15 protein-coding genes are annotated in these 15903 nt (G+C 67.7%); 7 read left to right on the top strand and 8 right to left on the bottom strand.

Going from position 1 to position 15903, the window contains the following annotated elements; translation table 11 throughout:
- Positions 1 to 62 precede the first annotated feature (62 nt).
- From B5Y19_RS00450 to B5Y19_RS00420, 7 genes are all read left to right on the top strand, one after another.
- On the top strand, positions 63 to 761 hold the full coding sequence (locus B5Y19_RS00450; RefSeq protein ID WP_055728964.1) for a TetR/AcrR family transcriptional regulator: 699 nt from the start codon (positions 63 to 65) through the stop codon (positions 759 to 761).
- 9 nt (positions 762 to 770) lie between these two features.
- Complete coding sequence (locus B5Y19_RS00445) at positions 771 to 1298, top strand: SixA phosphatase family protein (protein WP_055728965.1); 528 nt, start codon at positions 771 to 773, stop codon at positions 1296 to 1298.
- A gap of 52 nt (positions 1299 to 1350) precedes the next feature.
- The gene (locus tag B5Y19_RS00440) at positions 1351 to 2796 is read left to right on the top strand and encodes a YcjX family GTP-binding protein (protein WP_055729001.1); all 1446 of its coding nucleotides are present in this window, start codon (positions 1351 to 1353) and stop codon (positions 2794 to 2796) included.
- Between the two features lie 27 nt (positions 2797 to 2823).
- Positions 2824 to 3837: a YcjF family protein gene (locus tag B5Y19_RS00435; RefSeq protein ID WP_055728966.1), complete on the top strand. Its 1014-nt coding sequence runs from the start codon at positions 2824 to 2826 to the stop codon at positions 3835 to 3837.
- Between the two features lie 180 nt (positions 3838 to 4017).
- On the top strand, positions 4018 to 5424 hold the full coding sequence (locus tag B5Y19_RS00430; protein WP_055728967.1) for a flagellar hook protein FlgE: 1407 nt from the start codon (positions 4018 to 4020) through the stop codon (positions 5422 to 5424).
- Positions 5425 to 5483: 59 nt separating this feature from the next.
- On the top strand, positions 5484 to 7343 hold the full coding sequence (gene flgK / locus B5Y19_RS00425; protein WP_055728968.1) for a flagellar hook-associated protein FlgK: 1860 nt from the start codon (positions 5484 to 5486) through the stop codon (positions 7341 to 7343).
- A gap of 7 nt (positions 7344 to 7350) precedes the next feature.
- Positions 7351 to 8934 carry a hypothetical protein gene (locus B5Y19_RS00420; RefSeq protein ID WP_055728969.1) on the top strand — a complete coding sequence of 528 codons (1584 nt, stop codon included), beginning with the start codon at positions 7351 to 7353 and terminating at the stop codon, positions 8932 to 8934.
- 91 nt (positions 8935 to 9025) lie between these two features.
- Here B5Y19_RS00420 and flaF read toward each other — a convergent pair whose 3' ends face one another.
- The 8 genes from flaF to B5Y19_RS00380 form a co-directional block, all read right to left on the bottom strand.
- Positions 9026 to 9397, bottom strand: coding sequence for a flagellar biosynthesis regulator FlaF (gene flaF, locus B5Y19_RS00415; RefSeq protein WP_055728970.1), 372 nt, complete (start codon positions 9395 to 9397; stop codon positions 9026 to 9028).
- A complete protein-coding gene (gene flbT / locus B5Y19_RS00410; RefSeq protein WP_055728971.1) occupies positions 9381 to 9773 on the bottom strand; it encodes a flagellar biosynthesis repressor FlbT in 393 nt (130 codons plus the stop codon). Before flbT ends, flaF begins: the two co-directional genes overlap by 17 nt.
- Positions 9774 to 9819: 46 nt before the next feature.
- On the bottom strand, positions 9820 to 11262 hold the full coding sequence (locus B5Y19_RS00405; protein ID WP_055728972.1) for a flagellin N-terminal helical domain-containing protein: 1443 nt from the start codon (positions 11260 to 11262) through the stop codon (positions 9820 to 9822).
- A 214-nt stretch (positions 11263 to 11476) separates the two neighbouring features.
- Complete coding sequence (locus B5Y19_RS00400; RefSeq protein WP_055729002.1) at positions 11477 to 12907, bottom strand: flagellin N-terminal helical domain-containing protein; 1431 nt, start codon at positions 12905 to 12907, stop codon at positions 11477 to 11479.
- A 246-nt stretch (positions 12908 to 13153) separates the two neighbouring features.
- Positions 13154 to 13606, bottom strand: a complete 453-nt coding sequence (locus B5Y19_RS00395) for a hypothetical protein (protein WP_055728973.1) — start codon at positions 13604 to 13606, stop codon at positions 13154 to 13156.
- 173 nt (positions 13607 to 13779) lie between these two features.
- On the bottom strand, positions 13780 to 14265 hold the full coding sequence (locus B5Y19_RS00390) for a hypothetical protein (RefSeq protein ID WP_055728974.1): 486 nt from the start codon (positions 14263 to 14265) through the stop codon (positions 13780 to 13782).
- Positions 14252 to 14608: a rod-binding protein gene (locus B5Y19_RS00385; protein ID WP_055728975.1), complete on the bottom strand. Its 357-nt coding sequence runs from the start codon at positions 14606 to 14608 to the stop codon at positions 14252 to 14254. Before B5Y19_RS00385 ends, B5Y19_RS00390 begins: the two co-directional genes overlap by 14 nt.
- Entirely contained in the window at positions 14608 to 15741 is a 1134-nt protein-coding gene (locus B5Y19_RS00380) for a flagellar basal body P-ring protein FlgI (protein ID WP_055728976.1), read from the bottom strand. Before B5Y19_RS00380 ends, B5Y19_RS00385 begins: the two co-directional genes overlap by 1 nt.
- Between the last annotated feature and the right edge of the window lie 162 nt (positions 15742 to 15903).

Genomic DNA, 15903 nt, shown 5'->3' with positions numbered 1-15903 from the left:
TGGCGCTATATCTTAACAGCGTCAAGATAATTTTGACGCTGTTAAGATCCGCAGAGAGCGCAATGGCCGAAGCGACGTCCCGCCCCGCGCGTGGGCACTACCACCACGGCGCCCTGCGCCAGGCGATGATCGCGGCTGCGGAGGACGTGCTGGCCGAGCGCGGCCTCGGCGGCTTCACCCTGCGCGAATGCGCCAGGCGGGCGGGGGTTTCGCCGGCGGCGCCTTCCCATCATTTCGGCAATCTGACCGGGCTGCTGACCGCGATCGCGACGCTGGGCTTCGACGATCTCGCGACGGCGATGGAAGCGGCGATCACGGCTGCGGAGGAGCAGGGAGGCAATCGTCTGGCTGCGATCGCACGGGCCTATGTCGAGACGGCGCTCGGCAATCCCGGGCGGTTTCGGGTCGTCTTCGGCCAGCGCGACATGGACCGGCTGGATCCGGCCTTCAGGGCGGCTGCGACACGCGCCTTCGGCATCCTCGTGCGCGAGGTGCGGCTGAGCCGTGGCCTGCCGCCCCTTGCGCCGCCCGGCGAGAAGCCTGCGATCCATGTCCTCGAGCCCGATTTGCCGGAGGTGCTGCTGGCCTGGTCCGTCGTCCACGGCTTCTCGACGCTGCTGATCGACGGTGCCCTCGATTTCCTGGGAGGCGAGGGGGGCAGGCAAGCCCTTCTCGACAGGAATGCGGGCCGGTTGTTCGCAATGCTGGCAGCCGCGCTTCCCACCGCGGAAGGGCTCGCAAAACCGAGCGGTCGCGATTAGGTTCTTGCCATGCGACGCCTCATGCTTCTGCGCCACGCCAAATCCCACTGGCCTACCGGTGTGGCCGACCGCGACCGACCGCTCGCCACGCGCGGCCGGGAAGCCGCCCCCGTGATGGGGCGCTATCTCGCCGAGGAACTGCTCCTGCCCGATCTCGTGCTGATCTCGCCGGCGAAGCGCACGGTCGAGACCTGGGAACTGGTCGCCCCCATGCTGGCGGAGAAGCCGGCGACGCAATACGAGCCGCGCATCTACGAAGCCAAGGTCGAGCGCCTGCTCGATGTCGTGCAGGAGATCGAGGGCGATGTCCGCACCCTGCTGATGATCGGCCACAATCCGGGCTTCGTCGAACTGGCGACGCTGCTGACCGGCCATGGCGACCGCTATGCGGCGGCACGGATGAGCCAGAAATACCCGACCTGCGGGCTCGCCGTGCTCGACTTCGCCGTCGATGACTGGCGCGATGTCGCCGAGCGCGGCGGAAGGCTCGACCGCTTCGTCACCCCGGCTTCGCTCGGCGAGGGGCCGGACGAATGAGAAGGCGCCCGCGACGTCGGCCGCCCGGCACGGCCGCCAGCGCTTCCTCTGCATGAGCGACGCTTCCTATCTCGACAATGCCCGCAATGCGGCGCTGGCTTTCGGCGACAGCCTGCTCGGGCTGGCGCGGCCGCGCCTGCGCATCGGCGTCACCGGCCTGTCGCGCTCGGGCAAGACCGTCTTCACCACGGCGCTGATCCAGAACCTGATGGAAGGCGCGAAGCTGCCCGTGCTGAAGGCGGCGTCCGAAGGGCGCATCGCCCGGGTGCGGCTGGTGCCGCAGCCCGATCCGGACGTGCCGCGTTTTCCCTACGAGGCCCATCGCGCCGCGATGAACGGCGCGGACCGACGCTGGCCGGATTCGACGCGCCGCATCTCGGAATTGCGCGTCGAGATCGACTATGAACGCGCCGCCGGCTGGTTCAAGGGCCCGGCAACCCTGACGCTGGACATCGTCGACTATCCCGGCGAATGGCTGCTCGACCTCGCCTTGATCGGGCAGGACTACAAGACCTGGTCGGCGCAGGCCGTGGCCGATGCCCGCAAGGCCCATCGCCGCGCCGCCGCCGAGGCCTGGCTCGCAGACCTGCCGTCGCGCGATCCCGACGGGCCGCCGGACGAGCTTGCGGCCGAGGCGGCGAGCGACCTGTTCAAGAGCTATCTGGCGCGGCTCCGGGCCGACCCGGAAGCGGTGGCGGTGACGCCGCCGGGCCGCTTCCTGATGCCGGGGGATCTCGACGGCTCGCCGGCGCTGACCTTCGCCCCGCTCGATCTCGGCCATGACCGCGAGCCGAGGCCCGGCACGCTGGCCGGGCTGATGGCGGAGCGCTTCGAGGCCTATAAGCGCGTCGTCGTCACCCCCTTCTTCCGCGATCATTTCGCCCGGCTCGACCGGCAGATCGTGCTCGTCGACGTGCTGGCGGCGCTCGATGCCGGCGCACCCGCGCTGGCCGATCTCGAAACCGCGCTGGGGCAGGCGCTCGCAGCCTTTTCCGTCGGCCGCAATTCCTGGCTGTCGAGCCTGTTCGCGCCGCGCATCGAGCGGGTGCTCTTCGCTGCGACCAAGGCCGACCATATCCATCACAGCAGCCATGACCGGCTGGCGGCGGTGATGTCGCATCTGGTCGGGCGGGCGCTTTCGCGGGCGCAGGGAGCGGGCGCGCGTGTCGAGGCGATGGCGCTCGCGGCGGTGCGGGCGACCCATGAGGTCCGGATCAGGCAAGGCCGCGAGGAATTGCCGGCCATCGCCGGGGTGCCGGAAGCGGGCGAGGAGATCGACGGGCAGGTCTTCGACGGCCTGGCCGAGGCGGCGATCTTTCCGGGCGAACTGCCGGAGCGGCCCGAGGCGATCTTCGATCCGAAAGCGCATTGGCAGGTGCGGGCGCCGCGCTTCCGGCCGCCGCTGGTTGCGCCGGATGCCGGCGGGCGCTCGAAGCCGCCGCCGCAGATCCGCCTCGACCGTGCGCTCGAATTCCTGATCGGCGACAGGCTGGCATGAGGAGGCTGCGGTGAGCGGATTCCGACCATGAGCAAGGCACCGCGCGCGATCCGCCTCGACCATCCGGGGCAGGAGGAGATCGTCGGCGACGGCGCGATCCGCCGGGGCGCTGTCGCGATCCTGCCGGAGAGCGAGCCGATCGACGCGGCAGAGCTCGTTGTCGCGCCTGCGGCGAAGCGCGGCTTCTCCTGGGGCACGCTGTTCGTCGCCGGGCTTTCGGGTTTTCTGGCGCTGGCGGCCGGCGTCTGGATCGAGAACACCATCGCCGCGCTGATGAGCCAGAATCCGGCGCTCGGCTATGCCGCCCTGGTCTGTGCGGCCGTCGCGGCGCTGGCCCTCCTCGTGATGCTGGCGCGCGTGCTGCGCGACATCCTGCGCGAGCGGAAGGTCGAGGCGCTGCGCGAACGCGCGACACAGGCACTCGCGGGCGGCACGCCGGACGAGGGCCGCGCGATCGCGGAGGAACTCGTCGGACTCTACAAGGGCCGGGCACAGACGGCGCAAGGCCGGGCCGCGCTGCAGGAGGCGCTGCCGCAGCTCTTTGCGGCACGCGACATGCTGACGGTGGCGGAGCGCAGCCTGCTCGTGCCGCTCGACGAGGCGGCTCAGGCGCAGATCGCGATCGCCGCGCGCCGCGTCTCGCTGGTCACGGCGGTCAGCCCGCGCGCGTTGATCGACGTCGCCTTCGTGCTCGTGGCCTGCGCCCGGCTGCTGCGCTCGATCGCCGGCATCTATGCCGGGCGGCCCGGCACGCTCGGCCTGCTCAGGCTGGCGCGGCAGGTGATGAACCATCTCGTCCTGACCGGCGGCATCGCGGCGGGCGATGCCGTGATCCAGCAGGTCGTCGGCCAGGGGCTCGCAGCCCGGCTTTCGGCGAAGCTCGGCGAGGGCGTGATCAACGGCATGCTGACGGCCCGCATCGGGCTCGCGGCGCTCGCGGTCTGCCGGCCTCTGCCCTTCGTGGAGGCGCGCCCGCCCTCCCTGGCGGAGGTGGCCGGCGATCTCGCCTCCTGGCGTGGCAGCAAGGACGGCGAAGCCTGACCGGACCGGGCAGATTCTGCCGGGTCGGGCGAATCTGCCCGGTCGTTACCGCCGGACAATCTTTCGTAAACGATGTAACCCGCTGAAATCACAGGAATGCCGGCATGGCACGCGCCATGCAGTTCCCGCCGCGAAGTTGTGGGCAGCCCTTGGGGGGCCGCCGGTCGAGGTGAGGGTTCCATGGGTGTTTTCAGTGCGCTGACGACGGCGGTTTCGGGGATGACGGCGCAGTCCTATGCGCTCGAGAACATCTCCGGAAACATCGCCAATTCGCGGACGGCCGGCTACAAGCGCGTCGACACGACCTTTGCCGATCTCGTGCCGGATGCGGCGCTCAACCGACAGATCGCCGGCTCGGTCGCCGCCTTCAGCCAGGCGACCAATTCGATCCAGGGCGATCTCAACGCCACCCGCATCGACACCAACGTCGCGATCAACGGCGACGGCTTCTTCGTGGTCGACCAGCGGGCGAGCGGCGTCGGCGCCAACACCCAGTTCGCCAACCAGAACCTCTACACCCGCCGCGGCGATTTCGACTTCGACGCCAACGGCTATCTGGTCAACGGCGCCGGCTACTACCTGAAGGGCCTCAAGATCGATCAGGTGACGGGCCAGCTCATCGGCACCCAGCCGGAGGTGCTGCGCATCACCAAGGAGCAGTTCCCGGCCAAGGCGACGACGTCGATCGAGTATCGCGCCAATATCCCGGCCTATCCGAAGACCAACCGCGCCGACAGCACCGCGCCCGGGTCCGAGCTTCTGGACGGCACCTCCGTTTCGGCGGGCGGCGCAGCTCCCTATGACGCGGTCCTGGGGCAGAACATCACCAACTTCCTGTCCAGCTCGATCCCGGGCGGGTCGGTGACCGTTTATGACGAGCTCGGGCGCGCCACCAGCGTCGAGCTGCGTTGGGCCAAGACCGCCAATGCCACGCCGGGGGACCCGGCGGCGGTGCCGCCCGTTCCCGCCGTCGAGGATACGTGGAGCCTGTTCGTCGCGCAGAACACCGGCGCGGGCACCGGCCAGGTGGCTTATGTCAAAGCCACCGACAACATCACCTTCGGCCCCACCGGCCAGATGACGTCGCCCGCCGACGGCAATATCGCGTTGCCCGACATCACCATCGGCGGGACGAGGGTCCAGGGCATCAACCTCACCACTGGCGGCAACGGCCTGACCCAGAACGGCGACGTCAGCGGCCAGATCGACGCCCGCAGCATCCGCCAGGACGGCTATACCGCCGGCACGCTCGACCGCGTCTCGGTCTCGGCCGAAGGCCAAGTGATCGGCACCTTCAGCAACGGCCAGGTCGTGGCCCTGGCGCAGCTCTCGGTGGCGCGCTTCAACGCCGACAACGCGCTCAAGCGGCTCGACGGCGGCGCCTTCGAGGAGACGATCGAATCCGGCCCGCCGATCATCGGCCTCGGCACCTCGCAGCTGGTCGGCGGCTCGGTCGAGCAGTCGAACACCGACATCGCCGACGAGTTCTCGAAGATGATCGTCACGCAGCAGGCCTATTCGGCGAACACCAAGGTCATCACCACCGCGCAGGAGATGTTGAGCTCGGTGTTCAACATCATCCGCTGAGCGGCGCGTCTGCCTAGGTTGCGGCCCAGAAGGGCCGCTTCTCGCAACAGGAGTTGGCGATGGGGCTGAGTACTTCCCTCAACACGGCGATCGGCGGGCTCAACGCCACGCAAGTCGGCATCGGCGTCGTCTCGCAGAACGTCGCCAATGCCGGCACGACCGGTTATGTCCGGCGGTCCGTCTCGACCGCCGACAGCCTGTCGGGGCTCACCATCGGCGTGCAGAGCACGCAGGTCCAGCGACTGCTCGACAAGATCGTCCAGCACCAGCTCTGGCAGGAGGCCTCGGGCGCCGCCTACACCTCGACGCGGGCGAGCGCTCTCTCCAACCTCGACAAGCTCTATGGCGCGCCGGGCAGCGCGACCGCGCTCGACACCATCTTCAACAAGTTCACCAGCGCATTGCAGTCGCTGCAGAACGATCCGTCCTCCTACAGCCTGCGCTCGCAGGTGATCGATTCCGCGACGCAGCTGGCACGCCAGCTCAACACGCTCTCGAACGGCGTGCAGGCGCTGCGCAGCCAGGCCGAGAACGGCATCGCCACCGGGGTGGCCAAGGTCAACGACCTGCTCGGCGCGCTGACCAAGGTCAACGCCCGGATCGTGGCGAGCCCGAACGACAGCGCGACGGCGAGCCTGCGCGACCAGCGCGACCTGATCCTCTCCGAGCTTTCGCAATACGTCGACATCAAGACGACCGAGGATGCGCGCGGCTCGGTCAGCATCGTGACGGGCTCGGGGACGCAGCTCTTCGACGGGCAGGCGGCCGTCACCTTCAGCTTCGACGAGCATACCGGGCTCGGGCCGGACGATCAGTGGAGCACCGATCCGGCGCTACGCGGCGTCGGCACGATCAAGATGAAGGACGCGTCCGGCAACGTCTCGGACGCGATCGCCAACCGGATCTTCCGGTCGGGCGAGATCGCAGCGAACATCGAACTGCGCGACAAGACGCTGGTCCAGGCCCAGGCGCAGCTCGACGAGATCGCCGCGCAGATGGCGAAGGCGCTCTCGGAGAACTCGATTCAGAGCGCGGCGTATCCGCCGGCGCCCGCGGCCCGGACCGGCCTCGATCTCGACCTCGGCTTCGACGTCACCAAGCAGCAGCTCAACACGCTGACATTCGACTACGTGCCGACGCCGGCAGGTCCCGCGCAGCGCTTCACCTTCGTCAACGCGCCCGCCGGGACGACCCTGCCGATCGGCACCGATCCGAACAACAAGGTCATCGCGATCGATTTCTCGGCCGGCCCGGCGGCGGTCGCCACGCAGATCCAGGCGGCGCTCGACGCGAACGGCGCGACCGGTTTCACCGTCGCGAACCCGAGCGGCTCGCTGCTGCGCATCACCGAGCCGGGCGGCCGCGTCTCAGGGCTCGGCGCCCAGACCACGGTCACTGCCGCCGATGCCGGGACACCCGGGTTGCCCCTCTTCGTGGATGCGGGGAACAAGCCCTATGTCGCGTCCTATGACGAGGCCGCACGCAAGGTCGGCCTGGCCGGGCGCATCTCGGTCAACAGCGACATCATCAGCGACAGGTCGCTGCTGGTCGGCCCCGCCGGCACGCCGGCCGGCGATACGACGCGCCCGAGCGCGCTCTACGACCGGCTGACGGGCAGCGTCCGCAGCTTCGACAACCGCTCCTCGCCGGACGGGGCGACCGCGCCGTTCTCCGGCACGATCACCAATTTCGTCCAGCGCGTGGTCTCAGCGCAGGGACAGGCCGTGGAGGCCGCCAAGCGGCTCGACGAGGGGCAGCAGGTCGCGCTCGCCTCAATCCAGAGCCGCTTCCAGGAGACCGCCCAGGTCAATGTCGACCAGGAAATGTCGATGCTGATCGAGCTGCAGACCGCCTACGCCGCGAATGCCCGCATCATCTCCACCGTCAAGGAGATGATGGACGTGCTGCTGAGAGTGTGAGCCCGCCATGACCATCACCTCCTATGGAACCGGTGCCTATCGCGCGGCCAAGCCCAACGAATTCGCCTCGACCCGCGCGCAGTTCGATGATCTCACGCGCCAGCTGGACACCAAGCAGCGCAGCACGAGCTATGGCGACCTCGGCATCGATCGCCGCCTCAGCCTGGACATCAACGGCAAGATCTCGGCGCTGGACTCCTGGCTGAGCGGCATCCAGCTGAGCGACGTCAATCTGAAGCTCTCCTCGCAGGCGGTCGAGAATTTCGCCAAGCTCACCAGTGAGACGCGCAACGACATGCGCTCCAACAGCTATGTGCCGAGCGCCAGCGGCCGCTCCGCGCCGCAGGTGCTGGCCGAGGAAAAATTCAAGCAGACGCTCGACCTGCTCAATATGGCGGTCAACGGCCGCTACCTGTTCTCCGGCCGGACCTCCGACACCCAGCCGACGGCGAACTTCGACGAGATCATGAACGGCGACGGGGCCGGCAAGGACGGGCTGAAGCAACTCATCGAGGAGCGCAGGCTGGCCGATCTCGGCACCGGCAAGATGGGTCGGCTGACGACGGGGATGAATGGAACCACGACGGTCCTGCTGTCGGATGCGGACCACGACTATGGCTTCAAGATTGGAACTATCGCTTCGATCGGGGCCGGGATTTCGGTTCAGCCGGAGACGCCGACGCCGGCCGGTTCCAAGGCAGCCTTCTCGATTGCGGTCACGGACCAGCCCAAGCCCGGCGACAAGGTCAACATCACGCTGAAGCTGCCCGATGGTTCCGAGGAGCAGATCACGCTGACCGCGCGCGCGCCCGGGACGACGGGTTCGAATACCGATTCCTTCGAGATCGGCGCCGACCTCGATACGACGGCGGCGAATCTGAAGACGTCGATCGATGCGGCCCTCCAGAACGAGGCCAAGACGACGCTTTCGGCCGCGTCCTCACAGGTGGCGGCCCAGAACTTCTTTGCCGGCAGCCTCAACAACCCGCCGGCACGCGTCCCGGGGCCGGACTTCGAGAACGCGATCGCTCCCCCGACGAAGGTCGGCGCGATCGACAACACGGTGATCTGGTATCGGGGCGAAGACGGCATCCTTCCGCTCGACAAGAACGATCCTGCTCTCGACACGCGGACGATCGTGGTGAGCCCGTCCTCCCGCGGCACTGCCTCGGTGCAGATCGACCAGGGTCAGACGGTCGGCACCGGCGCGCGGGCGAATGAGGAGGCGTTCCGCGTCGGCCTCGCCCAGTTCGCGATCATGACGCTCGAGAACTTCCCGGCGGATGAGCCGAGCTCCCAGGCACGCTACGAGGCGATGACCACGCGCGTCAGCGACAAGCTCGGCTTTGGCGGCAAGACGCAGAAGCCGGCCGAGATCATCACCGAGTTCGGCTCGGCCCAGACGGCGCTCGCCAATGCGAAGGAGCGCCACGAGAGCACGAAGAACTATCTGACGACGACTCTCGCCGGTGTCGAGAACGTCACGACCGAGGAGGTCGCGACGCAGATCCTGGCGCTGCAGACGCGGCTGCAGGCGAGCTACCAGGTGACCTCGATGCTCTCGCGGATGTCGCTCACGAACTATCTCTGAACACGCGCCAGGACGCCAAAACGAAAACGCCGCCCGGGTCGGGGCGGCGTTTTCATTTTGAGCGAAGCTTCCGGCGGACCGGAGCGGGGCGTCAGCGCCCGCGCAGGCCGGCGGCGATGTCGCGGTTGATGCTGACGAGCACGCCGAGGCTCTGCGGCTTCGGGTCGGCGGCGATCTTGAAGGTCTGGTTGAAGATGAAGTTCGCAAGACCGAGAATATTGGTCTTGATTCCGACCGGGAGCGGGTTGTCCTCGGCGATCACGGCGGAGACCAGCAGGGTCCAGAGCCGGCGGTTGTAGGTGAGCGCCTCGTCGAGTTCCCGCTCGCGCGCGCTCCAGTCGTCGGCGACGGCCTGGAGGCGGGTGGCGGCCTTGATCAGCAGGGAGGCTTCGAGCTCGCGGGGCGAAACGACGGATTGGGCTGCCTTGGCAGCGGCGGCGTAGGCGTTAAACCCGTTTTGCATGCTCGATCAGTTCCGCTTCGTACGCGATCAGCTTTTTGGCAGCCTTGAGAGCCTTGTAGAGTTCGCCGCTTAAAATGCGGTTATTGATCTCGTGAACATAGGGCAGAGCGCTGGGCGCAGCGGCGAGGAAGTCGCGGACGAGACCGAAGAAGATCTCGTGCTGATGCGTGGGGTCCTGCACCAGATACATGAGCTGGATGGCGAAATAGATCTTCTTGGCCGGGCTGTCCGCGGTGGCGGCCGTAAGGATGTCCTTCTCGCGCAGGATCGGTGCGTCGCCCTCGATGAAGAAGCGCGTGCGCTGCTCGTCGTTGCGGATCACCACCTGGCCGATGATGATCCGCTCGCGCGGCTTGAGCTCGACCTTGAGAGCCATGTCTGCCTGGGCTTTCTGGCTGGAGGAGGGGCCGGCGTCGGCCGGATCAGCCGAAGAGCCGCAGCACGCTCTGGTCCGCCTGCGAAGCGAGCGAGAGCGCGGTCTGCGAGAGCTGCTGGCGGGTGTTGAGGGCGAGCAGCTTGGCGCCTTCCTCATTCGAGTCGGCGAGGACGAGGTTGTCGGCGCCGATCGTCAGGGTATTCGCCATCTCCTTGGTGAAGTCCTGGCGGGTCTGCGCGACCGAGAGCTGCGAGCCGAAGGTCGAGGCCAGCGACTTCAGCGAGGTCAGGGCGCCGGTGAGGGCGCTCGTCGCCTTGTCGAGATCGAGGTCGTTCTGGAAGTTGAAGTAGCCGTCCAGCTGGGTATTCACCGCCTGGGAGATGCCGAGATTGTCGGCGGTCAGGTTGGTGCCCTGGATGTCGAGCTTGGTGCGGTTGGCGCCGGTCTTCTCGTTGAAGGCGATGGTGAGCTGGTCGCCGGCGAGGAGGTTGATGCCGTTGAAGCTCGAATCCTTGGCGAGTTCGTCGACCTGCTTGCGGAGGTCGTTGAACTGCTGGATCAGGTTCGAACGGGTGGCGGACGTGATGTTGGAGGAATCGACACCGTTGGTGCGATTGCCGATGGTGAGGCCGAACAGCGCGTTGCTGGTGCCGCCGGCGGCGGCGGTGCGGGCGGCGGCGAGGGCAGCCTCGGCATCGGTCTGAGCCGGCGGGCCGGCGACGGCAGCCGACGCACCCAGGCCGATTCCGACCGTCAAGGTCTCCGAGCCGGTGCCCTTGACATTGAGCTGGCCCTTCTCGTCGACGAAGGCGGTGGCGACGCCGGAATTGTTGATCGCGTTGACGACGTCGCGGACGGTGGTGTTCGCATCCAGGCTGACCTGGATTTCGGTCAACTGGCCATTCGCGACGGTCGGCACCGGGGTCTCGCCGCGGCCGATCTGGATGAGCATCGTCCGCGCGGTCGCGGCGCCGGTGGTGCCGGTCAGGTCGAAACCGAGGTCGCCGGCCGAGCTGGCAGTCGCGGCGGTGGCGGTGTTGGGAGCATAGGGAGGGCCGACTTCGCCGGCGGCACCGATGCGCTTGTCGAGCGCGATGTCCTTCAGGCTCTTGCTGGTCGCGGCCGCCTCGGTCGCGGAAGCCAGCGTCGTGCCGGTGCCGGTGATGGTCGGGCGGTTCTGGGCGGCGTCGGCCTGGGCCTGCTTGATCGTTGACTGCATCGAGCCGACGAGCTTGGTGATGCTGTCGATGCCCTTCGACGCGGCCTGGATGGTCTGGATGCCGTTCGAGATGCCGTCGAGTAGGCCGGTGAGCTGGCTGGAGCGATCGTTGAGCGACAGGGCAGTGAAGTAGTTCACCGGATTGTCGATGGCTGAATTGACCTTGCGCCCCGTGGCGAGACGGTTCTGGAGCACGGACTGCTCGGCTGCGGTCTTTTGCAGCGTCAGCAGGTTGTTGCGGACACCGCTCGAAAGAATCGTATTGGCCATCGTCGGGTTCCTGAAGCGCCTTCTGCGCCAGTCGGGTGATGGCCGATCATGACTCCTTAGGTATAACAAACGGTTAATCGGGCGGTTTGCTCGGTAAGGTTACCGTGGCGGAAGTCGTGGCGCGGGCAAAGAAAAAGGCGGCGGAGCCGAAGCTCCGCCGCCTTTTCATCTTCGGCCCGCCTTCTGCGGGCTGCCCGCTTCTGCGGACGAAGGATCAGAACAGACGCAGGACCGCCTGGTCGGACTGCGAGGCCAGCGAGAGCGCGGTCTGCGAGAGCTGCTGGCGGGTCTGCAGGGTGAGCAGAGCGGCAGCTTCCTCGTTGGCGTCGGCGTTGACGAGGTTGTCGGCACCGACCTTCAGGGTGTTCGCCATTTCCTTGGTGAAGTCCTGGCGGGTCTGCGCGACCGAGAGCTGCGAGCCGAAGGTCGAGGAGAGGGACTTCAGCGAGGTGAGGGCGCCGGTGAGGGCTTCGGTGGCCTTCTCCAGGTCGAGGTCGTTCTGGAAGTTGAACTGCGTCGCGAGCTGGGTGTTGCCGGCCTGCGAGATGCCGAGGTTGTCGGCCGTCAGCGCAGAGCCCTGGATCGTCATCTTGCTCTGGTTGGAACCGGTCTTCTCGTTGAAGACGAGGGAGACCTGATCGCCGGCGAGCAGGTTGACGCCGTTGAAGCCGGAGTCCTTGGCCAGTTCGTCGATCTGCGTACGCAGGTCGTTGAACTGCTGGATCAGGTTCGAGCGGGTCGCCGAGGTGACGCCCGACGAGGCCTTGCCGGCGGAGCGGTCGTTGGGGTCCAGGCCGAACAGCGCGTTGTTGGCGCCGGTCCCGGCGGCGGTGCGGGCAGCTGCGAGGGCGCCTTCGGCCGCGGGGACCGCCGGCGGGCCGGCAGCGTCAGCGGCCGAGCCGAGGCCCAGACCGACGCTCAGCTTCTCCGAGCCGGTTCCCTTGACGTTGAGCTGGCCCTTCTCGTCGACGAAGGCGGTGGCGACGCCGGAATTGTTGATCGCGTTGACGACGTCGCGGACGGTGGTGTTCGCGTCGACCGTCAGCTCGATTTCCGTGAGCTGGCCATTCGCGACCGTCGGCGTATCGCCGCGGCCGATCTGGATCACCATCGCCGCGGCGGTATCGGTGCCGGCGGCGCCGGTCAGGTCGAAGCCGAGGTCACCGGCCGAGCTGGCAGTCGCGGCGGTGGCGGTGTTGGGGACATAGGGAGGGCCGACTTCGCCGGCGGCGCCAAGGCGCTTGTCGAGCGCGATGTCCTTCAGGCTCTTGCTGGTCACGGCCGCTTCGGAGGCAGAAGCCAGCTTCGTGCCCGTTCCGGTGATCGTCGGGCGGTTCTGCGCCGCGTCGGCCTGGGCCTGCTTGATCGTCGACTGCATCGAGTTGACGAGCTTGGTGATGCCATCGATGCCCTTGGAAGCGGCCTGGATGGTCTGGATGCCGTTCGAGATGCCGTCGAGCAGACCCGTGAGCTGGTCGGCGCGATTGTTCAGCGACTGGCTGGTGAAGTAGTTCACCGGATTGTCGACCGCGGAGTTGACCTTCTTGCCGGTGGCGAGACGGTTCTGGATGCCGGCGGCCTGAGCGGCGGTGTTCTGCAGCGTCAGCAGGTTGTTGCGAACGCCGGCGGAGAGAGAGACAGCCATTTCTGTTACCTTCTGGTAGGTGCCTTCTGGCGTCATGGCCATTCTGGCCAGGACCGGGTGAACCTGGGGCTTATCCCGTAACAAGCGGTAAATTTCAGCCTGCAAATTGCAGTTGGGTCGCCGCTTGTGGGGCCATGGTTAACCGCCTGCCAATCCGTGGCCTGGCCTTGCACCCGCCAGATGCGAAACCGCCCGCGCAGGGCGCGGGCGGTTCGGGAAGACGATGGGAAAGGGCGCTGGCTGAGGTCAGGCTTCGCGCTCGACCTGCCGCCGCGTCTCCTGGTCTTCGCGGGCGCGCTCGCTCAGCTCGCGGGAGTAGGCGCGCAGCTTCAGCAGCGTCTCGTCAGGCAGCTGGGAGACGGTCTCGCCGGTCTCGCGATCCTTCTTCTGCATGACGATCGTGCGGGTCTGCGGATCGATGACGAGCTTGCGCTCGACCGTCTCGTCGACCGTCCGGTTCGCGGCGCGGCCGTTCTGGTCGTTGACGAAGGCGCGGCGCTCGCCATTGGCGCGGCTGCGCGCATCGCGATCCTCGGCCCTGACCTCGACATTGACGGCCGACCCGGCGGAGGCGGATTGCACGGTCTTCTCGGGCGGGAGATCGACGGCGACGCTGCCGGGCTGGGCCGTGACGTCGGAACGGGCGACGGGCGGTGCGCCGGGCGCGGCCACGATCCGGGGTGCGTTGCCAAACTCCATGACCACTCCTTCTGGAGCCGTTCACGGCGCCGTCGCGCCGGTTTCGTCCATTGCCGCAAGCAGGACAGACCTACCCGACATTGGCAACAATGGTAGAAAAGATTGAATCTGCCGTTAGGGAATTAGGTAAATTTTGAGGATTGCCGGACGCCGCCGCCAAAGGTGCGCGGCGCTCAGAGGCGCCGCGAGACCATCAGCGGGCCGGAATTCGGCCGGGCGAAGGCGCCGGCGCCGACCGAAGCGGCGGGGCCGTAGCCATTGGCGCGCATCGGCCTGTTGGCGTCGGCGGCGAGATCGCGGATCACCGATTCCGAGACGGCGCGGGCGGTCGCCAGCACGATCTGGTTGGTCTCGATCAAACCCTGGAAGGCGAGGTGGGCCTCCTTCAGGCGCTTGACCTGGTCCGGAACGAAGCGGGCGAGCGCAACGGCATTCAGCTTCACCTGCTCGACGCCGCGCATATAGACGCCGGCGAGCTCGGTCTTGCGCGGCTCGCGGCTCATCGCCTCGGGCAGGCGCCCGGCACGGACGAGCTCGGTCTCCTCGCCGACGAGATGCGAGAGTGCGCCGAGCGCCTCCAGCACCGCCTCGATCAGCGCCCGCGCGCCGATCGCGTCGGCGATGCGCGGCCTTTCGTCCAGGAGCTTAGCGGCCGACATTCTGGGCTCCGGAGGCGGCCTGCTCCTGCAGGCTGATCAGATCGCGCAGGATCTGGTCGGACAGGCCGATGCCGCCCGCCTTCTGGATCTGCTGCGCATATTGCTGGCTGAGCTGCGAGCGCCAGATGCCGCCGCCGGTGCCGTTCTCGCCGAGCGGCCCCTCGGTGCCCTCGCTGGCGAAAAGCCGCTCGGTCATCTGCTCGAGGAACATCGTCTCGAAATCGTCGGCCTGCTTCTTCGCCTTGGCCTTGGCGGGGTCGAGCGCGTCGGCGATGCCGCCGACGACCTTGCCGGCGATGCCGAGGGCGAGGTTCGCCGCGGGAAGCGCGAGAGTGGGGGACATCACATCACCTCGATTTCGGCCTGCAGGGCGCCTGCCGACTTGATGGCCTGGAGAATGGAGATCAGGTCGCGCGGGCCGATGCCCAGCGCGTTGAGCCCGTCGACGAGCTCCGCCAGCGTGACGCTCTCCTTGACGAGCGCGAGCTTGTTGCCGCCCTCGGTGTCGACCTTGATGCTGGTCTGCGGCGTCACCACGGTGCGGCCGCGGGCGAATTCGTTGGGCTGGCTGACCTGCGGGGTTTCGCTGATCGTGACGGTCAGATTGCCCTGCGCCACGGCGACGGTGGAGACGCGCACGTCCTTGCCCATGACGATGATGCCGGAGCGCTCGTCGATGACGATGCGGGCGAGCTGGTCGGGCTCGACGCGCAGCTGCTCGATATCGGTGAGCAGCTTGATCATGTTGCCCTTGAAGCGGGGCGGGATCTGCAGGACGACGGTCGAGGGATCGGTCGGCTCGGCCGAGTCGCCGCCGATGAAGTCGTTGATCGCGGCGGCCATGCGGCGGGCCGTGGTCAGGTCCGGATTGCGCAGCGACAGGCGCAGCGTCGAGAGCTTGTTCAGCGCGAAGTCGATCTCGCGCTCGACGACGCCGCCATTGGCGATGCGGCCGACAGTGGGCACGCCGCGGGTGATCTTGCTGGCGTCACCCTCGGCCGAGAAGCCGGAGATCGCGACCGGCCCCTGCGAGACGGCGTAGACCTCGCCATCGGCGCCGAGCAGCGGCGTGACCAGCAGCGTGCCGCCCTGCAGCGACTTGGCGTCGCCCATCGCCGAGACGGTGACGTCGACGCGGGTGCCCTGGGTGGAGAAGGGCGGCAGGTTCGCCGTCACCATGACGGCGGCAACGTTGGCGGTGCGCATGTTGGCGCCGCGAGTGTTGACGCCGAGGCGCTCCAGCATCGCCTGAAGCGACTGCTTGGTGAAGGGCGTGTTGTTCAGCGTGTCGCCGGTGCCGTTGAGGCCGACGACGATGCCGTAGCCGAGCAGCTGGTTGGTGCGCACGCCCTCGACGGCGGCGAGGTCCTTGATGCGCGAGAGCGCGAACACCGGCTGAGCCGACAGGCCGATCGCCACGGCCAGCAGGGCGGCCAGCGGCTTCAGCAGAGTCGTCAGGGCGGAGTTGCGGAACATGCTGCGGCACCGAGGGACAGTTCGAGTCGCCCGAGCCTTGCGAGCGGCGTGCCAGCTCGGTCAAACTTGAAAAGCGTTGTTTGTCAGTCGCTTGGAGTTCTGTTCCGGGCTTCGCGCCAACCTTGTCGGGCTGTCGTTCCTGCCGGGGCGGCAGTTTTTGCC

The sequence above is a fragment of the Allobosea thiooxidans genome, assembly GCF_900168195.1.
GTDB classification, from domain to species: Bacteria; Pseudomonadota; Alphaproteobacteria; order Rhizobiales; family Beijerinckiaceae; genus Allobosea; species Allobosea thiooxidans.
This window is presented reverse-complemented; position numbering and strand designations above follow the sequence as displayed.